Below are 23,499 nucleotides of genomic sequence, written 5' to 3'. Positions count from 1 at the left end.
AAATACGCAATATTGCGTAGGTAATAGCTAAGTGTTAATTTGAAAAATGTGCTAACTTTGCTAACAATTCGATGTTGTTCAAATTGGTTACTGGTGAGGGTTTAGCAGAGATGATGCATAGTTATGCAAAAAGATGGATTCAAACGAGTGTGCTATTGACAGCATTGCTACTAAGCGCCTGTGGTGAGCTTGCTTATAAACGTGGCGCCACAGCTAATGATTTAGAAGCTATGAAGAAAACTTGTACGTCGAAAGACGCATCTAAAGAGGCTGTTGCAAAATGTATGGCTGATCATGGATGGACTGTTCAAAACCTAGATGAAGCAGAACCTATAGCCTCAATGCAAAATGAGCCTGATCCTGTGATAGAAGCATCTGAAAATAAAGATAATCGCCAAACAGCAAAACCAACTGTAGCTGGCAAACCCAATACTGCCAACGTGGAAATCTCTTCTCCTGAAAAAAAGAAGCCTGCTGACCCTATGGACACATTCAAAATAAGCTCATGGTGGAAGTTAGGTGGCAGCCCCGACAATCTAAAGAGCTCAATTCAAGAGTGCGTTCAATCACTCGGAAATGCTCATGAACCAAATGTGGAAAACAAAAAAGTAACTAGGGGCTTATTGCTGTGTATGCAAAAGAAAGACTGGCATGGCTTACGTGATAAACAGTAAGCTACAATAAATAAAGCCGAGAATGATCTCGGCCTTATTTATTAAAAACGCACGTATTTAATATTATCTATTATTAAAGAATGCAATATTCATGACCTTGTCATTTACAAAAGTAATCTCCGTTTCTTTGTAAGCATGTTTTGGATCATATTTAACTAAGTTTTTGTAGTACCACATTTCTACGTTTACACGTTTAGAGTCTTTCTCATCAGCACCCACTTTGCCTAAAAAGCCTGTAGCACCAGCAGGTTTAACTGACTGTTCTTTTTTAAATGGGGCGCCTAATTTATCAGAAATCACCTTTTTAGTTTTACCGCTAAATGAGTTAAGAAACTGATCTTCGGTATAAGTTTTACTGGCAGAAGCTGCATTAACTTGGCTTAAGCTTACGGTGACTAACATTGCAGCAGTTAGTAATACTTTAACGGTTTTATTGATGGTGAATTGCATTGATTAAATCTCCTAAACGACTTGTAATTATCTCACTTATAGCTTTTTTACGCACTAATAGAACGTTTAAGTTTAACGTTCGTAAACAACTTTCGCTGACTCAATCAGCAAATACTTTTAATCCATCATAACCAACAAATACATTTTTCGGCAACTGTTCACTTAAGGCTGCAAATTCAAGCTCATGCGTCATATGAATCAAATAAGTGGAATCAGCTTGAATGAGACTGGCATAGTGCAAGCTTTGTTCCAAATTAATGTGTGTATAGTGTGTTGTATATCTAAGGCAGTCTAATAATAGAACTTTTAAACCTTGTAACAATGCCAGCGAGGCCTCAGGAATGCTTGATACATCAGTCAGGTAAGCTATATCACCGACTCTATAACCATAAATATCACTATTGCCATGCTTAAGTGGAATTGGTATGACGGTTTGTTCAAAAAGCTGGAATGGTGCGCTAATTATATGCGTTTTTAATACAGGTAAATCCCAAAAGTTACTGGGTTCACGCAAGGTGTAGCCAAACTTATCAGCGATATGTTGCATAGCATCGTGGCTACCATAGAGCGGAATTTGCGTGCGCTGAATTTGACAAAACGCGCGCAAATCATCAATGCCATGTAAATGGTCAGCATGAGTATGGGTGTATAACACAGCATCAATGCTGGTAAGCTTCTCCCTAAGCGATTGCTGACGTAAATCAGGCCCTGTATCGATTAAGATCGACTTACCATTTTTTAGATGAATAATGCTAGAACAACGCGTGCGATTGTTGCGAGGGTCAGTTGAAGCACATGCAGGGCATTTACAGCCTATCATAGGCGTTCCGGCGCTTGACCCTACCCCTAACATCGTCAGTTGCATAAATGTTATCTGTAGCTAGTTAGCTACAGCGTGCCTAAATAAACGGAAGAAATTATTGGTGGTTGCTTGTGAAACCTCTTCCAAAGAAATACCACGCAGTCGGGCAATCTCTTCGGCCACATGCTTTACGTAACTTGGTTGATTGGTTTTGCCGCGGTAAGGCATGGGGGCTAAGTATGGTGAGTCTGTTTCTACCAGCATTCTGTCTAATGGAACTTGCATTGCAACCTCTTTAATAGTGAGTGCATTTTTAAAAGTCACAATACCAGAAAATGAAATATAAAAGCCCAATTCAATCGCTTGCTGTGCCACATCTAGATTCTCAGTAAAACAATGCATGACGCCGCCCACCTGCTGCGCATTCTCCTCACGCATAATACGCAAAGTGTCTTCAGCTGAGCTACGGGTATGAATAACTAAGGGCTTGCCACAAGCAATAGCTGCACGAATATGCGTACGAAAACGTGTACGCTGCCATTCTAAATCGCCGGTTAATCTAAAGTAGTCCAGCCCTGTTTCACCAATTGCGATAATCTTTGGATGGTCTGCAAGCTTCAGAAGTTCATCCACACTAGGTTCGTCAATATCTTCGTAATCAGGATGCACGCCTACTGATGCATAGAAATTATCGTTAGTTTCAGCTAAAGCGAGTACTTGGGGGAAGTCTGGCAGCGTGACTGATATGCATAATGCATGTCCTACTTTATTCTCTTGCATCGCTTGCTTGATAGCAGGCAAGTTTTCTAAAAGTTCAGGGAAATTGAGATGGCAGTGGGAGTCAACAAGCATGTTTGGTTTTCGTAAATTACTTCATAAATTGCATCAAAATTGCGATGTGAGTTGCATCGGCGATGAATTACATCGTATGTGTTGCGCGAGATGACTTTAATGCGCTTCCAAGTAAGCCTTCAATTTTATTTTTAGCTTCAATGCCGCCATCTTTATCACTAAACTGCACACCAACACCTTGTGGTCTGCCAGCTTGAGCTGCGGGTGTTACCCATACCACATGACCTACAACCTTCAATTTCATCGGATCATCAATCAAACTTAACAGCATAAAAACTTCTTCGCCAATTTTAAAGGGCTTGTTAGTTGGGATAAATAACCCGCCACCTTTAACATACGGCATATAAGCCGCATATAGCGCGACTTTTTCCTTAATTGCGAGCGATAAAACCCCAGGTTTTGGAATATTATTAGTATTTTCTGCTAGGTCTTCAGCCATTATTGATCTCTACAAATTCAAATACTAGTTATAAATGTTGTCTTTTGAGTTAATTAGAAAGTTTAATTAAAAAATTCGAGTGTATTCAAGAAGTAAGCTTTCCATTTGCAATTCATGATTCAAAGGATGCAGCGCTAGTTTACGCAGTGCTTCAATTTTCTTTTGTAACTGAAACAAGCTACTCAAGTTTACCTTGTCTGCTAACGCTTGCAAAGCTGTGGTGTGCATTGCATGGTAACGTACTTGGCGTGACAATCGCATTGCAACAATATCATAGATCCATTTTTGCAAGGCAATAATGCCTGACTCTACCGAGCTGGCAATTAATGTAGGCGCAGCAAGATGTGGCTGTAATTTTCCACCAAGGGCTAATAACCGCCATATTTCACCTAGTTGCGAGAATTGCAATTGTTCATTAAACACTTTAATTGGCGAGCCATCTAAGTAAGCTAGCTGCTCTTTAGCATTTGGCACGCCTTGCTCACTAAGCCATGCTAGTGATTGCGTATCAGTAGGCATCGGCATGCTTATTTTTTGGCAACGACTGATAATAGTCGGTAATAACCGCTGTAGTTGATGCGCCACTAGAATGAATACAACACCCTCCGCAGGCTCTTCAAGCATTTTAAGTAACGCATTGGCTGAAGCCAAATTAAGTGCTTCTGCGGGGTGAATAAGTACGATGCGTGCCCCATCACTACGGTGGCTAGACATGCTTAGAAAGTCACTTAAATCACGGATCTGCGCGACAGAAATTTGTGTTTTCTTTTTCGTCTTCTTCGCAGTCGCACCCTCTTCATCTGGGTCAGACTCTTGCTCTGGACTCAGCAAGCGAAAATCTGGGTGACTTTCCTCTTTAAACCAATTGCAACTCGAGCAGGTGCCGCAAGCATGCCCTAAGTCATCTTGATATGCACATAAAAGCGACTGGCTAAGCTCACGGGCGAAGTCATATTTACCAATGCCAGCCCGACCATGTAACAACAAAGCATGTGCTCTACGCTTGTCATCTTGATTAACGAGCTGCCAAGCCTTAGTTTGCCATGGATAAATTTTTACTTTTGTAGCCATATATTTTCTATATAAATCATAATTTCATTAAAAAACTATGTGTAAAATGTAAGCGTATTTTAACTTTTTTCGAGGGAAAAATAACTTTTATTCAATTAAATCGTAAACTATGTTTTACGGCTTGTATCACCACTTTTCCAGTCATTGCGCATACCATAAAATTGCGAAGTAATGACATACTGTGCCTCCCATCACAAATACATGCCAAATTAGATGACCGTACTTTAGTCGCGAGTCAAATATGTAAAATATTATTCCAACCGTATAAAACAGGCCCCCAGCGAGCAACCATAACAATCCAGCAGTAGGCATTCTCGTAATCAATGGTTCAATTGCAATAACCACAATCCATCCCATTAATAAATACAGGCCATTCGATAATATTGGATGCGAAGCTTTGTTTAAAGCCTTTAAAATAATCCCTATTGAGGCAAGTCCCCAAATCACGCCGAAAAGCGCCCATCCCCATGCCCCACGTAATACACCCAATGTAAATGGCGTATATGTTCCCGCAATAAGCAGAAAAATAATGGAATGGTCTATAACGTTAAATATACGCTTGATTTTACTGTTGGGTAGAATATGGTAGACCGTCGAGGCTAAGTAAAGAAGTATGGTCGTTAATGAAAATACTGAGACTCCTACTATAAACTGACCATCTCCATGTTGTATTGCATGAATTATTAGAAAAGGCGCCCCAACTATTGCTGCTATTAAGCCTATGCCGTGACTAAGGCTATTAGCAAACTCTTCATTTCGAGACTGATCTCGTTTTAAACTTAAAGTATGAGCTCTCATCACAGCTATCCCTAGAAAAGCATTAACTAATAGTAGCTTATATTGATCGAATGAATATTTGTTAATAGTCTAAAAATGAATCAAAACCATCACTAGGCTAGAAATTTTAGGTTACTTGGTACTGTAAATACTTCAAAGAAGCTGTGTCTTTATTTAACGTTAATTTTAAAAAAGCACTAATTCATTTGGCGAACTTTATCTCTAATGTTTTGACTAATAATTGTAAGTAAACAATGTGCAGTGCACAAAGCGTTTACTGATTTTTGATGCGCTGCCGTTGTATTCATGCAAGGAGATTTGTCATGAGCATAATTTCGGTCGATACTGCGTCTGTACATTTAGAGTTAAACGCAACTGTACCCGATTTCGAAGCGCAAACCACTGCGGAAGTCATTCGTCTTTCTGAGTGGGCGCTCAATAAGTGGGTTATTTTGTTTTCCCATCCCGAGATTTCACGCCAGTCTGTACTACAGAGCTTGTTGAGTTTGCTAAGCGACAGATTGGTACTTTGCCATGAAAAACTGCCTGATACGCAATTAAGCAAAGGAGACTAAAATGTCCAAAGTACTCTGTGTACTCTACGATGACCCCGTCACCGGCTACCCAAAATCTTATGCACGTGATGGTGTTCCCACAATTAAGTCCTATCCCGGTGGCCAGACGCTACCCACTCCGAAATCTATAGATTTTAAACCAGGGCAGTTATTAGGTAGCGTATCTGGCGAACTGGGATTACGAAAATTTCTAGAATCACTAGGTCACAAACTGGTTGTGACCTCAGATAAAGATGGCGCCAACTCTACATTTGAAAAAGAACTACCCGACGCTAGTATTGTTATTTCACAGCCTTTCTGGCCAGCCTACCTGACAGAAGAGCGTTTTAAGAAGGCAAAAAAACTTGAACTTGCAATTACTGCGGGAATCGGTTCCGATCATATCGACCTAGAAGCCGCGATGCGGCATGGCGTAACTGTGGCTGAGGTTAGTTACAGTAATAGTATCAGTGTCTCAGAGCATGTGGTGATGATGATTTTAAGTCTGGTGCGCAACTATATACCTTCATACCAATGGGTGGTAAAAGGTGGCTGGAACATCGCTGACTGCGTGGAACGTTCCTACGACCTAGAAGGCATGAATGTCGGTACGGTTGCAGCTGGGCGCATCGGTCTAGCAGTTCTTAGGCGGCTAAAAGCATTTGATGTGAAGCTGCACTATACAGACAGATATCGCCTGTCTCCTGATGTTGAAAAGGAGCTCAATCTTACCTTTCACCCTAATGTTGAATCTATGGTTAAGGTGTGTGATGTGGTAACGATTAACTGCCCCCTACACCCCGAAACTGAGCACATGTTCGATGACAAGTTGATTGCCAAGATGAAGCGTGGCGCTTATCTTATTAATACTGCACGTGGCAAAATTTGCGACAAAGATGCGGTTGCACGAGCACTAGAAAATGGACATCTGGCAGGCTACGCTGGCGATGTCTGGTTTCCACAACCAGCACCTCAAGACCATCCTTGGCGTACTATGCCTTACCATGGCATGACGCCTCATGTTTCTGGAACCAGCCTAAGTGCGCAGGCACGCTATGCTGCTGGCACCAGAGAAATTCTTGAATGCTGGTTTGGATTGAGGCCAATTCGTGAGGAATACTTGATTGTCGATGGCGGCCATCTAGCTGGTACTGGCGCACATTCTTATAGCGCAGGAAACGCAACTAGTGGCTGGGAAGAAGCAAATAAGTACCGAACTGGCGCTCGGTAACAACTGCCTATACCTGATATATACAAATTTTTGCAGTTTATTAATGGTATTTGTTTACATGCTGAGCGGTGATTTTAAGTCAGTTGGACAGTGAGTACTGGTACTGGGCTGGTGCGTATCACCGCCTCAGCATCACTTCCCATAAGTAAATGACTTAAACCTCGTCGCCCATGGGTGCCCATTAAAATTAAATCTGCATGGCATTCCTTAGCGTGCGTCACGATAATCGTTGATACTCTGTTAAGGTCATTCTCCAGTATCACTGTATCAGCTTCAACTCCTTGAGCCAGAGCTGATAATTTCGTTTGCGCCAGCATAGCTTTACCATGTTCACGTAATCCATCAATAATTTCAGTCATATTACCGACCTCCATACCGTCAAGCATGGGATGAAAAGTGTCTACTATGTATAGAAAGCGGACCTTTGCCTGAATTGCCTTAGCCAAATTAATAGCTTCTGTCATACCACAGTTCGAAGTATCGCTTCCGTCAACGGGACAAAGGATCTGCTTATACATATGTCACCCCTAGATTTTAGACAGTTAATATAAAAAGTATAAACTCAATAAAAGTAAGTACCGCTATTATTTTCGCTAATAACCATTATTCAAACAACTAAACGTTTTTGCGAACGGTTTCTCTGCCATTCGTAGCAGTCTCCACATGCAGCGAGACTAAATCAGCCCTTCTAAAATCCACCTTTTTTATAGTCATGTGCAGCAAGCGGATGATGTACCACTTGTTCTTGTGCAATGACTTCAGATGGCAGGGGCTCACCTAAAACGGCCCGCTTCAATGCAAGCTTAGTGGCTTCATAATTCCAATCCTGAATTTTGGCATTATCTTCCGCATCCCAATGAATGAAAACACCAACACAAATAAATAAATCATTGGCTTCATCAATAGGAATAATACCCTCCTTAACGCTATCGGCTACAGCTGCAGCAACACCGCATTGCGCTGGACCGAACATTTGCACGGCTTGTTTCGCATTCTTAATATCTACCTTATTGAACATCACAGTCGGCGGCTTAGTCATGAGGTTGGGAGCTACGACTGATAGTAGTGAGTTATCACCACGTTTTTGATTAGTTAAGGCAATACAGAAAGCCGTTTCAGCGCCACTTCCACGGGGTCCAATGATAAGGTCGACGTGGGCTACCTCATTACCACTTCCGACTAAAGCCTCACCTACACAAACTTTATTAATTGTTGACGTTTTCATGATTCTCTCTCCTTCAAGTACTCACGCATTGTGATCACTGGTTAAAGATATGTGCATATGAACATTCATTCAAACCCTCCAGCACATAAAGGTTTGATGTTAAATACCATATAAAGTTCTTATTAACTCACTGCTAGGGAGGTGCTTATGTTTAGTGTCACCTACCAACTGTATTGGCAAGTTGAAGGTTAGCATAGTGAGGAAAATTGAATGTCTAAACGAACACTTAGACTAGCTGACTGTAAATTAAATTGCAGATTCTATAGGTATTTTTCAACCTAACTTTCGCGCAATAACACGCTCAACAACCTTCACTGCATCAGAAATAACAACATCTAAACTCTGTGAAGCATCAATGACTGCAAAACGCTCAGGATCAGCTTTTGCTTGCTCTAAGTATCCATTTCTTGCTTTATGTAGAAACTCTATATTCGCCATTTCCATGCGATCTAAATCACTCCCACGTGAGATAACTCGCTCCAGTCCTTTTACCGGATCAATATCAAGGACTATTGTGACGTCGGCTTTAAAGCCATCAAGTGCTATGTTGTTTAATTGTTGAATAAGCGCTAATGACAACCCTCGGCCATAATGTTGAAAGCTGTAAGTTGCTGAATCAAAACGGTCTGACACAACCACTTTACCAGCATTGATTGAAGGAATAATTTTCTCTCTAACGTGCTGTGCTCGAGCAGCTGCAAATAACATCAATTCTGTGACGTCGCACATCTCAGGCGTATCTGAGCACAAAAGTACCTCACGTATCTTTTCGCCAATAACCGTGCCTCCTGGCTCTCTAGTCATCACGTAATCATATTGCTTAGTTTTGAGATGTTCTTCAATGGCTCTTAAAACCGTACTTTTGCCAGCACCGTTACCCCCATCACATACAATCATGCAGCCTTTATTCATTTACACCAATCCAATCAGATTGATGAATACCAATTTACACTTTGAACTAAAGGAAGATAACTTATAAGATTCGCGCGAATACAAAGCGCAATCCATACCTTCCAGAATGATAAATTTAGGTTTAACGCGTTGATTAGTCATAATAATTATTTTTTTAATTGATACTTCACTACAGCTCGGTTATGTTCTTCCAAGCTATTTGAAAATGCATGGCTACCGTCGCCCTTACCCACAAAATACAAGGCTTTAGTACTAGCTGGATGCAAAGCCGCTTCAATGGAAGCTAATCCCGGCATAGCAATTGGCGTGGGAGGCAAGCCGTTGCGTGTGTAGGTATTATAAGGCGTGTCAGTCATTAAGTCTTTCTTCCGAATGTTACCGTTATATTGCGCGCCCATGCCATAAATAACAGTTGGGTCAGTTTGAAGCCGCATGCCTATACGCATTCTGTTGATAAATACCCCTGCAATCATTGGGCGCTCACTCGCCTTGCCAGTCTCTTTTTCGACAATAGATGCCATAATCAATGCTTGGTAACTATTCTTATATGGCAACCCTGCTGCGCGCTTGCTCCAAGCATCGTCAAGCTTACTTTTCATTGCATCATAGCTGCGTTGCAGCATCACAGTATCAGCCGTATTGCGATCAAAATAATAAGTATCGGGGAAAAACAAACCTTCTGCAACAGTATATTCCGATCCGATTTTTCTTAATATTTCAGATTCAGAAAGAACGGTAATCGTTTGTTTTACCGCATCATTTTTTTCAAGCTTATTACGCATTTGTGCAAATGTGCGACCTTCAATAAACGTTACACTACCTTGAGTTGCCTTGCCATGATTCAGTGAAAGCAATAATTGATAAGGTGTTACGTTTCTGTTTAAGGTGTAATCACCCGCTTGTAAGTAAGATTCTTTGTGCAATGCTTTTGCAATGATGATGAATCGCCAGGGCTCCGTTAACACACCCTGCTGCACCAACTGATTAGCAATACTTTTTAAACCACTTTTTGGTTGAATAGTAATTTCTTGGCTATTGGGCTGTAGCTTTAATGAAGAAACTGCATAATAAGCCAGCCAGCCAGCCAATGCCGCGGTCACTAATAAGCTTAAAAACAGCCATCTTTTTATTCGTTTAATCATACCTTCAATGCATCTCTTAAATTTTTAGCTAAATTTTGTACTGGGAATTTTTTATGACCAACTTTACTCACTGCTAACGCACCATATAAACTATTGCAGATAATGACTTCATCTGCCAGAGCCATTTTGGTAAATGGTAACGGCTTGATCTCGACCTTTAAACTGAGCATGCTAGCTAGCCAAATAATACGCTGCCTTGTAATGCCCGCAACGCCACAAGAACTTAAGTCTGGAGTGATTAATACCTCATCAAAACGTGCAAAAATATTGCTCATTGTGCATTCAATGACATTGCTTTGTTGGTCTAACATTAGACCATCAAATAAATTTTCATCATTCCACTCCATACGTGCTAATACATTCTCAAGTCGATTGAGATGTTTAATGCCAGCAAGCTTATTCTGTTCAGGTAACCGTGTTTCACATTGATGTAAATCCACTCCTTTTACAAAAATATCTGGTGCATATTTAGGCATAGCCGATTTAATAACAACACGGGTCGGATTGGTAATCGCCGGTGGCGCATAACCACGCGCACCCTCACCTCTGGTGATGATGATCTTAGCTACTTCCGGTTGATTTTCAGTCACTGAAAACAACTGTTGCATATCGCTTATTAACAGCTCTGCACTTGGGCAAACAATACCGATTGCGGCACAATCTGCCACCAACTTTTGATAATGTAGTGGCCAACTATCAGGCTGACCATTACGCATTAACAGCGTACGAAAGACGCCATCGCCATAAGCAAAACCACGATCTAACGGCGAAATTCTTTGAGTAAAGTCGCCATTAATCAAATAAGTATTTTTATGATTCATAAGCCGTAATTAAACCATAGCAACAGCCAATTACATAGCAGAAGCTATCTCACCATGCAGTTGTTATAATGAAAAAAGCCTGCGAAATAAAGGTCGCAGGCTTATTATTGCTTCAAAAAAGAATCGAAACAGTTAAAACTGTTTTACACCTTCTTAAACACTAGACTACCGTTCGTACCACCAAAACCGAAGTTGTTCTTTAACGCATAGGTGATTTTCATATCGCGTGCTGTGTTTGCGCAATAGTCTAAGTCACACTCTGGGTCTTGATTAAAGATATTGATCGTTGGCGGTGACACTTGGTTGTAGATTGAAAGCACAGTAAATACTGACTCTAACCCACCAGCACCACCAAGCAAGTGGCCTGTCATTGATTTTGTTGAGTTAACTACTAAACTCTTGGCATGGTCTCCAAATGCAGCTTTAATCGCATTGGTTTCGTTAGAGTCACCTAATGGTGTAGAGGTACCGTGCGCATTGATAAATTGGACTTCGCTAGGATCAATACCCGCATTATTCATCGCGTTACGCATCGACCTACGTGGCCCATCCATGTTTGGTGCAGTCATATGATAAGCATCAGCGCTCATACCATAACCACTTAATTCAGCATAGATTCTAGCGCCGCGTGCTTTGGCATGCTCATATTCTTCAAGCACCAAAACTCCAGCACCCTCGCCAATCACAAAACCGTCACGATCTTTATCCCAAGGGCGGCTAGCCGTTGCAGGGTCATCATTACGTGTAGATAAAGCACGTGAAGCTGCAAAGCCACCAACACTTAAACGCGTAATAGCAGCTTCTGCACCGCCTGCAATCATCACATCTGCATCGCCATATTCAATCATGCGTGAAGCGTCGCCAATCGAGTGTGTACCTGTTGTACAAGCCGTCACAATCGCTACGTTTGGGCCTTTTAAGCCAAACATGATCGATAAATTACCTGAGATCATGTTAATAATCGTGCCAGGAATAAAAAATGGTGAGATTTTGCGCGGACCTGACTCTTGATAAAGGATATCAGTGTCTTCAATAAATTGCATACCACCAATACCAGAGCCAATAGAAACGCCGATGCGCTCAGCATTTTCTTCTGTTACTTCAAGGCCTGAATCTTTAAACGCCTCAATACCCGCAGCTAAACCGAATTGAATGAAGGTATCCATACGTCTAGCGTCTTTTGCAGAAATAAAATCCTCAGCATTAAAATTTTTCACTTCACCAGCAATGGTTGAAGAAAATGCGCTAGCATCAAATTTTGTGATTTGTGTAATGCCAGACTTACCAGCAATAATGTTATCCCAAGCAGTTTTAACACCAATACCTACCGGTGAAACCACACCAAGACCAGTAACAACGACGCGACGTTTATTTGTAACATTAGACATAAGAAAAGTCTCTTAGAAATGATTAACCCAGAAACCTTTTACAAAAAATTGTGAAATGATTTCTGGGTTTTGCAGCAATTGCAAGGCGTTAGCCACTTATAACAGTGCTCTCAACGCCTATGTGAATTTATTTTAAGTTCGTATTGATGTAATCAATCGCTAATTGAACTGTAGTGATTTTTTCTGCTTCTTCATCAGGAATTTCACAGTCGAATTCTTCTTCTAGTGCCATTACAAGCTCAACGGTATCGAGCGAATCTGCACCTAAATCATCTACAAATGATGATGAGTTTTTTACATCAGCTTCATTTGCACCAAGTTGCTCAGTAACAATTTTTTTAACACGTTGTTCGATGTCAGACATCTAAATACCCCTTTAAATTAAAAATAGCTTAATACAGCTAAGACGATATTCTACCAAAACTCAAGCAGAATATAAAAAAACTTTTACACCATTAACATGCCGCCATTCACATGGATTGTTTCACCAGTGATATACGCCGCATTTGGTGAGGCAAGGAATGCCACAGTGGCGGCAATCTCTTTTACGTTACCCAAGCGCCCTGCTGGAATGCGTGCAAGCATTTTAGCAGTTACTTCTTCTGGTAATTCTGCAGTCATGTCAGTATCAATAAAGCCTGGTGCTACACAATTCACTGTGATGCCACGGCTGCCGACTTCTGCGGCTAATGACTTAGTGAAACCTGTCATACCAGCTTTTGCGGCTGCATAATTCGTTTGTCCAGCGTTGCCCATATGCCCTACTACAGATGAAATACTGATAATACGACCTGTGCGAGCTTTCATCATTGGACGCAATACAGCTTGGCTCATGCGAAAAACCGAAGTTAGATTCGTGCTAAGGACGTCATCCCAATCATCATCTTTCATGCGCATCAATAGCGTATCACGAGTGATCCCCGCATTATTCACCAAAATGCTCACATCACCATATTTTTCACTGATAGTTTTTAATGTAGTAGCTACCTGTGCAGCATCATTAACGTTTAATGCCATGCCTTCGCCTTTGATATTTGCACTGGCAAAAGTGCTGCTGATTGAAGCTGCACCATTTTCTGAAGTTGCTGTTCCAATAACAATCGCACCTTGTTCACCAAGTGCTTGTGCAATAGCTGCGCCAATACCACGACTTGCACCTGTGATTAAAGCAATTTGTCCAGTTAACATATTAAGCCTTTGTATAAATTATATTTTTATTGGTATCAAACTATATTAAAGTTGGCTTTGAAACTCATTCAAAGTCTCATTATTAGTCAGCGCAACGCATGACAGCTCAGCCACGATACGTTTAGTCAAACCGGCTAATACCTTACCAGGACCACATTCTGCTGCCTGCGTAATACCTTGTGCATGAATGGCTTGTACTGTTTCGACCCAGCGCACAGGACTATATAACTGGCGCACCAAGGCATCTTTTATTTTCTCTGCGTCTTGATAAGACGCAACATCTGCATTTTGTATGACTGAGATTTGTGGCGCATTTACCGTTACATTTTTCAAGTATTCTGCAAGCTTTACTGCTGCCGGCTTCATCAGCGCACAATGAGATGGCACACTGACAGGCAATGGTAAAGCACGTTTAGCGCCTTTTGCTTTCGCGAGCTCCATACCACGCTCTACAGCCGCTTTATTGCCAGCAATGACCACCTGACCAGGAGAGTTGAAATTCACTGCTTCAAGCACTTCATTTTGCGCGGCTTCTGCACACACTTCACGCACCACAGCATCATCTAAACCCAGTATTGCAGCCATTGCACCAACACCTGCGGGAACTGCGCTTTGCATTACCTTAGCGCGGTAGCGAACTAATGGAAGCGCATCGGCAAATGATAAAGCCCCCGATGCAACCAAGGCAGTATATTCACCAAGACTGTGACCAGCTAAAACGCTTGGAAGCTTGTCAATAGATGCTTGCCAAACGCGCCAAGTAGCAATACCAGCAATCAGCATAATAGGTTGAGTGTTAGTCGTTTCGTTAATAGCCTCATTAGGCTCAGTAGCCATAGACCAGAAATCAAGGCCTAAAACATCAGAGGCTTCGGTAAAAGTATCGCGGATAATGGCTGACTCGCCAAAACCGTTCATCATGCCAACTGATTGAGAGCCTTGACCAGGGAAAAGAAATGCAAATTTATTCATAGATTTTTACTGTTAATTATGTGATTGCTAATAGTTTTATGTGCCGGTAATCTGCACTGACAATGTCTATAGCGTGATTAATACTTAATTAAGGCAGAACCCCAAGTAAAACCGCCACCAAATGCTTCCATTAAAATGGTTTCACCACGTTTAATGCGACCATCACGAACAGCCGTATCTAGCGCTAATGGTATAGACGCAGCCGATGTATTCCCATGCTTATCCACGGTGACCACTACATTATCCATGCTCATATCCAATTTTTTGGCAGTAGCTTGCAAAATACGAATATTTGCTTGATGCGGCACTAACCAATCGATATCGGATTTTTGCATGCCGTTGGCTTCTAGCGTTTCATCCACAATCGCATCTAAAGTATTCACTGCCACTTTAAACACGCCATTGCCTTCCATCACAACGGTATCGCGGCCATTGGGATCTTCGCTACGTGGTACGTGCAACATTTTTTCATAATTTCCATCAGCGTGCAAATGCGTAGAAATGATACCCTGCTCTTCGCTTGCTTGTAGAATGACAGCACCTGCACCATCGCCCCACAAAATACAATTGCCGCGATTAGTCCAATCAACAATTCGTGAGAATGCTTCAGCACCGATGACTAAAGCGCATTTAGCTGCGCCAGACTTTATAAAATTATCGGCTGTAGCGATTGCGTAAACAAAACCACTGCAAACAGCTTGAATATCAAATGCAGGACAGCCGGCAATACCCAGTTTATTTTGCAAAATTACGGCAGTGCTCGGGAAAATCTTATCTGGGGTTGTGGTAGCGACGATAATCAAATCGATATCGCCAGCTTGAATACCTGCAGCCTCAATGGCATTACGTGAAGCATGCAAGGCTAAATCGCTAGTGAATTCATCATCAGCAACAATATGGCGCTCACGAATACCTGTACGTGAAAAAATCCACTCATCCGTGGTATCAACCATGCTTTCCAAGTCAGCATTGGTGAGTATTTTTTTAGGGAGATAGCTCCCTGTGCCTGCAATTCTGGAATTCGTCATTCGTTGTCCGAGCTATTTGTGTTAGCAAAAGCAATCTGTTGTGATTGTATATGCTCAATTTCTAATTGTTCAGTAATGCGCTTTAGAACACCACTGCGAGATTCTTCAACGGCAGTATGAATGGCATTTAAAAATGCAATACTGTCTGCCCCACCATGGCTTTTCACCACAATACCACGTAAACCTAAAAAACTCGCGCCATTATAATTACGCGGATCCATGCGGCTTTTAAAAGCTTTTAATACTGGCATTGCAACCATGCCCATTAATTTAGTCAGCCAGTTACGTTTAAATTCCTGAGCAAGAAAACGTCCCATCATTTGAGCCAAGCCTTCAGAGGCTTTTAACGTGATATTGCCAACAAAGCCGTCACAAACAACGACATCGGTCGTACCTTTAAAAATATCATTGCCTTCTACGTTACCGTAAAAATTAAGGTGGCTTTTGCGCAATAACTCACCCGTTTGCTTAACAACTTCATTACCTTTAATGTCTTCTGAGCCAATGTTGAGCAAACCTACAGCTGGCTTTTCTTTATGCTCTACACAAGAAACCAACATACTTCCCATGACAGCAAATTGCAGTAATTGTTCAGGCGTGCAATCAGCGTTTGCGCCTAAATCCAGTATATAGGTTTTACCTTTTTGACTAGGAAATATGCCTGCGATAGCTGGTCTATCAATCCCTGGCAAAGTTTTTAGCACAAATCGTGCTGTTGCCATTAAGGCGCCAGTATTACCGGCACTAACACAAGCTGATGCTTCACCGCTTTTAACCAAGTTAATGGCAACGCGCATGGATGAGTCTTTTTTATTTTTTAACGCGCTCTGAGGCTGCTCATCCATGGTAACGACTTCGGTAGCATGATGAATGCGTAAACGTGGGCTTGTTGTTGCTTTTCGCGCTTTCAACTCAGCTTCAATAGCATCGCTTAAGCCAACCAATACGATATTAAGCTGATCATCATCTTTAAGCGCTTTAAGCGCAGCAGGAATTGTTACATGCGGGCCGTGATCACCACCCATTGCGTCAATTGCGACAGTTATATCCATAGCTTTACTCGGTTTTAAAGGGGCTAAATGCGTATCTATTGAATTCAAAATTCATTTGCGACACGCATACACCAACGCCGCACCAGTGCTGGAGCGGCGTCAATGATATCAATGCACTATTTAACAAATTTATCTTTATATTTAATCTAGTAAACTTAATCGAATCGATTGAATTTAATTAGACATAAAAGAAATTAAATAGTGTAATTACTCGCCTTTTGATGGCATAACTTTACGACCACGATAGTAGCCGTTTGGGCTAATGTGATGACGTAAATGAGCTTCACCTGTTGTAGGCTCCACTGCTAAAGCTGGGTTGGTTAAAAAGTCATGTGAACGGTGCATACCACGTTTAGATGGTGACTTTTTGTTTTGCTGAACTGCCATAATAAAACTCCAATAAAATGATTAAAACATCATCTCAATTACATACAAACTGATGCACAAATAATTACTTTGCATCGCTAATTTAAGATTACGTAAAACTTCAAGCCCGCTACTATAATATAAAACCTAGCTTTTGTCAGCTTTTAATACGCTTTAAGACTTAATTAACCCCTTAAGCACCGCAAACGGATTTGGCTTCTCGCCACTTTGCGTTGTTAGCTCCGTACAACCCTCTTCATGCATAGGCGCAATTGGCATGGCCATGATGATTTCATCTTCAATTAACGCGATTAAATCCATCGTTTTATTCGCCTGCTGCAGGTCGTAATCATCACTATTATCAACATCAACCGCTTCCACATCAGTATCACTTACTTCGCCAATTAAATAGTTGAAATTTAAATTGATATTAAGTGGCATAGCATTCAAGCAACGCTGACATGCAGTGGTAATACTGGATACTATCGTCAATTGTAAAATGTGTTGCCCAGCCGCATCAGTTTTACCTTGCAAAACATAACTAATCAAGCTTGCGTGGTTTATTTTTGTCGGATTTGTTAAATTAGAAGATTGCATTAACTCTTCTAACCTAGGGCAGTCTTGAAGAGATAGCTCACCTTCTATACGTTCATTTTTTTTAGAAAAAGCAATGTTGTCTATTAATAATGTGTTGTGACTCATTTTTTAGTGCTCAAAATTTAGTGTTGGGGATTTAGCTATAGCGATACACATGTTACAATTGCTGGGTTTGAGTATCAAATTTAAGGGCTGTAACGTGTTCAAAAAAATTCTTGTAGCTAACCGTGGTGAAATCGCAGTACGTATTGTACGCGCTTGCTCAGAAATGGGCATTAAGTCTGTCGCGATTTATGCGGATGCAGATCGCCAAGCTTTGCATGTGAAAAAAGCGGATGAAGCTTACAACATAGGCGCAGACCCAGTTGCAGGCTACTTAAATGCTCACAATATTGTTAATCTTGCAGTCGCTTCTGGCTGTGACGCGTTGCATCCTGGCTATGGCTTTTTGTCTGAAAATCCTGAGTTAGCAGAGATATGCGCACGTCGCGGCATTAAATTTATCGGGCCAAATGCCGCAGTAATTCGTCAAATGGGCGATAAGATTCAAGCCAGAAATGCCATGACAAGTGCTGGCATTCCATGTACTCCAGGCAGTGATGGCAATTTAGAAGACTTAAATGAAGCGATAGCTTTAGCAGCAAAAATTGGCTATCCAGTGATGTTGAAAGCTACTAATGGCGGCGGCGGTCGCGGTATTCGTCGTTGTGATAGTGAAAAAGAATTATTAGGTAATTATGACCGCGTGATTTCAGAGGCAAGTAAAGCCTTTGGTAAGCCTGAAGTATTCTTAGAAAAATGTGTTGTTTCACCACGCCATATTGAAGTACAAATTCTTGCTGACTCGCAGGGCAATGTGATTCATTTGTTCGAGCGCGACTGTTCGATTCAACGCCGCAATCAAAAACTAATTGAAATTGCACCTTCTCCACAACTTACTCAAGCGCAACGCGACTATATTGGCGGCCTAGCGGTGAAAGCGGCTAAAGCTGTTGGTTATGAAAATGCAGGCACTGTAGAGTTTTTATTAGACTCAGACAATACGTTCTACTTCATGGAAATGAACACACGCCTGCAAGTTGAGCATACGGTGACTGAAACCATTACTGGTATTGATATTGTACAAGAACAGATTCGTGTTGCTTTTGGTTTGCCCTTGCAATATGAACAAAAAGAAGTACAGTTCCGTGGCTACGCGATGGAGTTTCGTATCAATGCGGAAGACCCGAAAAATGACTTCCTGCCTAGCTTTGGCAAAATTACGCGATATTATGCCCCAGGTGGGCCTGGTGTGCGTATGGATGCTGCGATTTATAGTGGTTATGTTATTCCGCCCTATTATGACTCCATGTGCGCCAAACTGACTGTTTGGGCGCTAGACTGGGAGAGCGTTATTGAGCGCGGTCGCCGCGCGCTGGATGACATGTTGATTTATGGTGTAAAAACCACCATTCCATATTATCAAGAGATTTTAAAACATCAAGATTTTAGAGATGCTAACTTTAATACCAGCTTTGTTGAGTCACATCCTGAACTCACCAATTATGCAAATGAAATTCCGCCAGAGATGATTGCTGCAGCAATTTCAGCCGCCATAGCTGCACATGAAGGCATTTAAGTTATATAGGTCGGGGTTTACCCGACTTGCTAGATTAAAGCCCGACATCAACAGATAATTAATAAATATAAAACATATAGTTAAACGTAATAATTAAAGTAAAGAGTTAAATATGAGCCAAACACCAAAAGTACACGTCACCGAGCTTGTTTTACGCGATGGGCATCAATGCCACATTGCAACGCGCATGCGCACCGAAGATATGTTGCCTATTTGCAGTAAGTTAGATGCGATTGGCTTTTGGTCGCTTGAAGCTTGGGGCGGCGCTACTTTTGATGCCTGTGTGCGCTATTTAAAAGAAGATCCTTGGGAACGTTTACAAAAATTACGTAAAGCACTGCCAAACTCACGTATTCAAATGCTTTTACGCGGTCAGAATTTGCTTGGTTATCGCCATTATTCTGATGATGTAGTACAGGCTTTCGTGCAGAAATCTGCTGATAACGGTGTTGACGTGTTCCGTGTTTTTGATGCACTCAACGACACACGCAATCTAGAAGTTTCTATTCAAGCTGTAAAAAAAGCAGGCAAGCATGCTGAAGGTACCATTAGCTATACAACAAGCCCTGTGCATGATGTAGCGCATTTTGTCGGCATTGCCCAAGAGCTTGAAGCGATGGGCTCAGATACCATTGCCATTAAAGATATGGCTGGTCTACTTACACCACAAGCTACTGTTGATTTAGTTAAAGCTTTGCGTGCAAACGTAAACTTGCCTATTCACATCCACAGCCATTCAACAAGCGGCTTAGCTAGTATGAACTTGCTGCGTGCACTTGAAAATGGCGCCGTCATGATTGATACCTGTAGTGCAGCATTCTCAGAGGGTGCAAGTCACCCAACAACTGAAAGCATGATTGCTGCGCTGCAAGGTACCGAGTTTGATACAGGATTGGACATTGCCGCAGTGCAAGAAGTCACAGCCTATTTCCGTGAAGTGCGTAAAAAATACTGGCAGTTTGAAAGCGAATTCTCAGGTGTTGACACTCGCGTACTATTGAATCAAGTGCCAGGCGGCATGATTTCAAACCTGAGCAATCAATTAAAAGAGCAAGGTGCGCTAGACCGCATGGATGCTGTGCTGGCTGAAATTCCTCTAGTACGCAAAGACCTTGGCTACATTCCATTAGTAACGCCAACTTCACAAATTGTTGGTACACAAGCGGTACTTAATGTGATGACAGGTCAACGTTACAAATCTATTACCAATGAAGTTAAAAACTACTTCTTAGGTCAGTACGGTAAAGCGCCAAGTGCGGTGAATGCAGAAGTCAAAAAACTAGCAATCGGCGACGCAGAACCAATTACCTGCAGACCTGCTGATTTATTAACACCTGAAATGGCAAAGCTCACCAGTGAATCTGAGCGTTTTGCTCAATCTGAAGAAGACGTACTGACATTCGCAATGTTCCCAGACATTGGTAAAACTTTCTTGCAAGAGCGCATTGCGGGTTCACTACAGCCTGAGCCATTGCTTGATAAAGCGGCGGTAAACGCCTCTGCATCACGCTTTGCCCCAAGTGAATTTAAAGTCACATTACACGGTGAAACCTTCCACATCAACCTCACTGGCAGTGGTCATGCGGGTGAAGAGAAGCGTCCATTCTATGTTTCTATCGATGGCATTGCCGAAGAGGTTATCGTTGAAACTTTGAGTGAAATCGAGGTTTCAGGCGGCAGTAACAATGGCGGTGGCAAGAAAAAAGCGGCTTCAGGTACGGCTAAAAGTGGCCGCCCACGCCCTTCACACGCGGGTCATGTCACCACATCAATGCCAGGCACGGTAGTTGCTGTTAAAGTAAAAGCAGGTGATAAAGTCACAGCCGGCGATGGCGTATTAGTGATTGAAGCAATGAAAATGGAGAATGAAATCCAAGCTGCAGCAACTGGCGTAGTAGTTGCAGTGCATGTGGTTAAGGGTGACTCTGTGACTCCAGATGAGTCATTGCTTGAAATTCAACCTGAGTAAATGCTATAAAATTTAATCTTAAAGCCGACAGAATAACCCTGTCGGCTTTTTATTTATCTGGTTATATATAATCAATCATCAATAAAACACAGATCAATTCCAATCAAACACAGATAAGCCATGAAAAAAACTATGAAACAAACGCTGATATTAGCTTCATCTTCGGAATTCAGGCGAGAGCTTCTGCAAAAACTACAAATTCCATTTAGCAGCATTTCTCCGCGCGTAGACGAAACTCCATTTGAAAACGAAAAGCCACATGAGACGGCTTTAAGACTAGCGCAAGATAAGGCTAGAAAAATTGGAACTGAGTATCCGCACGCATTAGTCATAGGTTGCGATCAAGTTGCCACATTGGATGGAGAGCAGCTCGGTAAGCCTCTCAATCATGCGAATGCCACTAAGCAGTTACAATCCATGCGTGGGCGCGAAGTCACATTCCACAGTGCACTATGCTTATATAACGCTGCTACAGGCAATATGCAGGCCGAAGTTGTGCCGTATATAGTACGTTTTAGGCAACTAAGTGACGAACAAATAGAAAACTATTTAAATAAAGAGCAACCCTATCAATGCGCTGGCAGTGCAAAATCAGAAGGTCTAGGCATTGCACTTATGGAACGCATGATAGGTGAAGATCCAAATGCCTTAATTGGACTGCCACTTATCAAGCTTATTAATATGCTAGAGAACGAAAATATATCAGTTTTATAAAAAACTTAAAAAATTTAACCCCTTTTGCTGCTTGCCACGTTTAATGAATCATAGCGTGCTGAGTTTAATGCTCACACGCTCATCATTTAACTAATTTTGGAGATTGAATATGTCACTTAAACGCCAGCCAATGAAGCGCAAACTCATCTTGCTCGCTACACTTTCTACAATTTATACAGGAGCATTTGCGATGGATTTGGATGAAACGCGTAGCACATTAAACGACCAGCAAAATGTAGCCGTCACCATCTACAACGGTGATTTAGCCTTAGTCAAAGATACACGGCATGTGAAGCTTAAAACTGGCTTAAATGCCCTAGCGTTGCGGGATGTGAGTGCGCAAATTCGTCCAGAAACAGCACTACTACGCAGCATCAACGCACCCGGCAGCCTGACTTTACTTGAGCAAAACTTTGATTTTGATTTATTGACGCCACAAAAACTACTTGAGAAATACGTAGGTAAGTCTGTGAGTATTGTGAAAACTCACCCAACAACTGGCGCAGAAACTACAGAGAAAGCCACAGTACTTTCAGCTAATAATGGCATAGTGCTCCAAATTGGCAATCGCATCGAAACAGGTATTCCGGGCAGAATTGTTTATGACGATGTACCAGAGAACCTACGTGATAGGCCAACACTAGTCACGCAAATCAATAACAAAGGTACGACTGACCAAACAGTTGAGTTAAGCTATTTAACTGGCGGACTTGGCTGGAAGGCCGATTATGTTGCCGAGTTAAGCCCAAAAGAAGACAGTCTTGATTTGTCTGGCTGGGTAACGCTCACCAATACAAGTGGCGCAAGCTACAAAAATGCTAAATTGCAATTGGTTGCTGGAGATGTGAATCGCGTTCAAGCTTCGCAAATATTTCCCATGGCAAAAGCAATGCGTGGCGATGTAATGATGGCAGAAGCTGCCGCACCGATGGCTGAAGAGTCCTTACTCGAATACCATCTCTATACATTGGATCGCCCAACTACTATTGCTGAGAATCAAACCAAGCAAGTTGCCCTACTCTCTGCGTCAAATGTACCTGCACGCAAAGAATTGGTCTTACGAGGGGCTGATTACTACTATCAAAGTAGCTATGGCGAAATTGGCACTAAAATGAAAGTCGGTGTATTCATAGAATTTGACAATAAAGAAGCATCAAAATTAGGCATGCCACTACCTAAAGGCGTGTTGCGCGTTTATAAAAAAGACAACGCAGGAAATGCGCAATTCGTGGGGGAAGACAATATCGACCACACACCTAAAAATGAAGTAGTTCGTTTGAAATTAGGTGAATCTTTCGATGTGACTGCCGATAAAAAACAAACCAATTTTAAAGTGCTGCCTAACCCACAAAAAGGTCACAATGCATATGAAAGTGCGTATGAAATTGTCTTAAAAAATGCCAAGAAAGAAAAAATGACAGTTGTCGTACAAGAGCCTATTTCTGGCGATTGGACTATTACTTCAGAAAGTCAGCCTCACAAAAAGGTGAATAGCCATTTAGCCGTTTGGAAAGTGGAAGTGCCAGCTGAAAGCAATACGACATTAAGCTATAAGGCGGTTGTTAAATACTAAATCCATCTGCAAAACTCCTTTCACACTACAGTGTGGAAGGAGTTATAAATGACAGACTCAACACCTACACTAAAGATCAACGTG

At 41.7% G+C, this 23,499-nt stretch carries 26 protein-coding genes; 7 read left to right on the top strand and 19 right to left on the bottom strand.

Annotated features, from left to right (window positions below):
* Positions 1 to 71: 71 nt before the first annotated feature.
* The gene (locus M301_RS06890; protein ID WP_013148050.1) at positions 72 to 674 is read left to right on the top strand and encodes a hypothetical protein; all 603 of its coding nucleotides are present in this window, start codon (positions 72 to 74) and stop codon (positions 672 to 674) included.
* A gap of 63 nt (positions 675 to 737) precedes the next feature.
* Here the strand turns inward: M301_RS06890 and M301_RS06885 are convergent, their stop codons facing one another.
* The 6 genes from M301_RS06885 to trhA all read right to left on the bottom strand — a co-directional run bounded on the left by M301_RS06885 (position 738) and on the right by trhA (position 5,086).
* Complete coding sequence (locus M301_RS06885) at positions 738 to 1,124, bottom strand: hypothetical protein (RefSeq protein WP_013148049.1); 387 nt, start codon at positions 1,122 to 1,124, stop codon at positions 738 to 740.
* Positions 1,125 to 1,224: 100 nt separating this feature from the next.
* Positions 1,225 to 1,989, bottom strand: a complete 765-nt coding sequence (locus M301_RS06880; RefSeq protein WP_013148048.1) for an MBL fold metallo-hydrolase — start codon at positions 1,987 to 1,989, stop codon at positions 1,225 to 1,227.
* 15 nt (positions 1,990 to 2,004) lie between these two features.
* Positions 2,005 to 2,778: a TatD family hydrolase gene (locus M301_RS06875; protein ID WP_013148047.1), complete on the bottom strand. Its 774-nt coding sequence runs from the start codon at positions 2,776 to 2,778 to the stop codon at positions 2,005 to 2,007.
* Positions 2,779 to 2,845: 67 nt separating this feature from the next.
* Positions 2,846 to 3,217 carry a PilZ domain-containing protein gene (locus M301_RS06870; protein WP_013148046.1) on the bottom strand — a complete coding sequence of 124 codons (372 nt, stop codon included), beginning with the start codon at positions 3,215 to 3,217 and terminating at the stop codon, positions 2,846 to 2,848.
* Positions 3,218 to 3,283: 66 nt separating this feature from the next.
* The gene (holB, locus tag M301_RS06865; protein ID WP_013148045.1) at positions 3,284 to 4,288 is read right to left on the bottom strand and encodes a DNA polymerase III subunit delta'; all 1,005 of its coding nucleotides are present in this window, start codon (positions 4,286 to 4,288) and stop codon (positions 3,284 to 3,286) included.
* A 141-nt stretch (positions 4,289 to 4,429) separates the two neighbouring features.
* Positions 4,430 to 5,086: a PAQR family membrane homeostasis protein TrhA gene (trhA, locus tag M301_RS06860; RefSeq protein ID WP_013148044.1), complete on the bottom strand. Its 657-nt coding sequence runs from the start codon at positions 5,084 to 5,086 to the stop codon at positions 4,430 to 4,432.
* A 302-nt stretch (positions 5,087 to 5,388) separates the two neighbouring features.
* Here trhA and M301_RS06855 point away from each other — a divergent pair, with 302 nt between their 5' ends.
* Positions 5,389 to 5,640: an alkyl hydroperoxide reductase gene (locus M301_RS06855; RefSeq protein WP_013148043.1), complete on the top strand. Its 252-nt coding sequence runs from the start codon at positions 5,389 to 5,391 to the stop codon at positions 5,638 to 5,640.
* A 1-nt stretch (position 5,641) separates the two neighbouring features.
* Positions 5,642 to 6,850: an NAD-dependent formate dehydrogenase gene (locus M301_RS06850; protein ID WP_013148042.1), complete on the top strand. Its 1,209-nt coding sequence runs from the start codon at positions 5,642 to 5,644 to the stop codon at positions 6,848 to 6,850.
* Positions 6,851 to 6,924: 74 nt separating this feature from the next.
* On the opposite strand, the gene M301_RS06845 is transcribed toward M301_RS06850, so the two are convergent.
* The 13 genes from M301_RS06845 to M301_RS06785 form a co-directional block, all read right to left on the bottom strand.
* Positions 6,925 to 7,368: a universal stress protein gene (locus M301_RS06845; protein ID WP_013148041.1), complete on the bottom strand. Its 444-nt coding sequence runs from the start codon at positions 7,366 to 7,368 to the stop codon at positions 6,925 to 6,927.
* A gap of 170 nt (positions 7,369 to 7,538) precedes the next feature.
* The gene (gene fae / locus M301_RS06840; protein ID WP_013148040.1) at positions 7,539 to 8,075 is read right to left on the bottom strand and encodes a formaldehyde-activating enzyme; all 537 of its coding nucleotides are present in this window, start codon (positions 8,073 to 8,075) and stop codon (positions 7,539 to 7,541) included.
* A gap of 273 nt (positions 8,076 to 8,348) precedes the next feature.
* A complete protein-coding gene (gene tmk / locus M301_RS06835; RefSeq protein ID WP_013148039.1) occupies positions 8,349 to 8,987 on the bottom strand; it encodes a dTMP kinase in 639 nt (212 codons plus the stop codon).
* Between the two features lie 146 nt (positions 8,988 to 9,133).
* Positions 9,134 to 10,129 carry an endolytic transglycosylase MltG gene (mltG, locus tag M301_RS06830; protein ID WP_013148038.1) on the bottom strand — a complete coding sequence of 332 codons (996 nt, stop codon included), beginning with the start codon at positions 10,127 to 10,129 and terminating at the stop codon, positions 9,134 to 9,136.
* Positions 10,126 to 10,950, bottom strand: a complete 825-nt coding sequence (gene pabC / locus M301_RS06825; RefSeq protein ID WP_013148037.1) for an aminodeoxychorismate lyase — start codon at positions 10,948 to 10,950, stop codon at positions 10,126 to 10,128. Before pabC ends, mltG begins: the two co-directional genes overlap by 4 nt.
* A 143-nt stretch (positions 10,951 to 11,093) precedes the next feature.
* On the bottom strand, positions 11,094 to 12,338 hold the full coding sequence (gene fabF / locus M301_RS06820; RefSeq protein WP_013148036.1) for a beta-ketoacyl-ACP synthase II: 1,245 nt from the start codon (positions 12,336 to 12,338) through the stop codon (positions 11,094 to 11,096).
* A 127-nt stretch (positions 12,339 to 12,465) separates the two neighbouring features.
* Entirely contained in the window at positions 12,466 to 12,702 is a 237-nt protein-coding gene (gene acpP, locus M301_RS06815; protein WP_013148035.1) for an acyl carrier protein, read from the bottom strand.
* An 83-nt stretch (positions 12,703 to 12,785) separates the two neighbouring features.
* Complete coding sequence (gene fabG, locus M301_RS06810) at positions 12,786 to 13,526, bottom strand: 3-oxoacyl-ACP reductase FabG (protein ID WP_013148034.1); 741 nt, start codon at positions 13,524 to 13,526, stop codon at positions 12,786 to 12,788.
* 45 nt (positions 13,527 to 13,571) lie between these two features.
* Complete coding sequence (gene fabD / locus M301_RS06805; RefSeq protein ID WP_013148033.1) at positions 13,572 to 14,498, bottom strand: ACP S-malonyltransferase; 927 nt, start codon at positions 14,496 to 14,498, stop codon at positions 13,572 to 13,574.
* Between the two features lie 77 nt (positions 14,499 to 14,575).
* Entirely contained in the window at positions 14,576 to 15,526 is a 951-nt protein-coding gene (locus M301_RS06800; protein ID WP_013148032.1) for a beta-ketoacyl-ACP synthase III, read from the bottom strand.
* A complete protein-coding gene (gene plsX / locus M301_RS06795) occupies positions 15,523 to 16,578 on the bottom strand; it encodes a phosphate acyltransferase PlsX (RefSeq protein ID WP_013148031.1) in 1,056 nt (351 codons plus the stop codon). Before plsX ends, M301_RS06800 begins: the two co-directional genes overlap by 4 nt.
* A 207-nt stretch (positions 16,579 to 16,785) precedes the next feature.
* Positions 16,786 to 16,965 carry a 50S ribosomal protein L32 gene (gene rpmF / locus M301_RS06790; protein ID WP_013148030.1) on the bottom strand — a complete coding sequence of 60 codons (180 nt, stop codon included), beginning with the start codon at positions 16,963 to 16,965 and terminating at the stop codon, positions 16,786 to 16,788.
* Between the two features lie 153 nt (positions 16,966 to 17,118).
* Positions 17,119 to 17,646, bottom strand: coding sequence for a YceD family protein (locus M301_RS06785; RefSeq protein WP_013148029.1), 528 nt, complete (start codon positions 17,644 to 17,646; stop codon positions 17,119 to 17,121).
* Positions 17,647 to 17,740: 94 nt separating this feature from the next.
* Between M301_RS06785 and M301_RS06780 the strand changes: the two genes are divergently transcribed.
* The 4 genes from M301_RS06780 (at position 17,741) to M301_RS06765 (ending at position 23,415) form a co-directional block, all read left to right on the top strand.
* Entirely contained in the window at positions 17,741 to 19,159 is a 1,419-nt protein-coding gene (locus M301_RS06780) for an acetyl-CoA carboxylase biotin carboxylase subunit (RefSeq protein WP_013148028.1), read from the top strand.
* A 112-nt stretch (positions 19,160 to 19,271) separates the two neighbouring features.
* Positions 19,272 to 21,128, top strand: a complete 1,857-nt coding sequence (gene oadA / locus M301_RS06775; protein WP_013148027.1) for a sodium-extruding oxaloacetate decarboxylase subunit alpha — start codon at positions 19,272 to 19,274, stop codon at positions 21,126 to 21,128.
* Between the two features lie 132 nt (positions 21,129 to 21,260).
* A complete protein-coding gene (locus tag M301_RS06770) occupies positions 21,261 to 21,842 on the top strand; it encodes a Maf family nucleotide pyrophosphatase (RefSeq protein ID WP_041359914.1) in 582 nt (193 codons plus the stop codon).
* A gap of 109 nt (positions 21,843 to 21,951) precedes the next feature.
* Positions 21,952 to 23,415 (top strand): DUF4139 domain-containing protein, encoded by a 1,464-nt coding sequence (locus tag M301_RS06765; RefSeq protein ID WP_013148025.1) that lies wholly within the window; start codon positions 21,952 to 21,954, stop codon positions 23,413 to 23,415.
* Positions 23,416 to 23,499: the final 84 nt, after the last annotated feature.

This window comes from Methylotenera versatilis 301 (genome assembly GCF_000093025.1).
Taxonomy (GTDB): Bacteria; Pseudomonadota; Gammaproteobacteria; order Burkholderiales; family Methylophilaceae; genus Methylotenera; species Methylotenera versatilis.
This window is presented reverse-complemented; position numbering and strand designations above follow the sequence as displayed.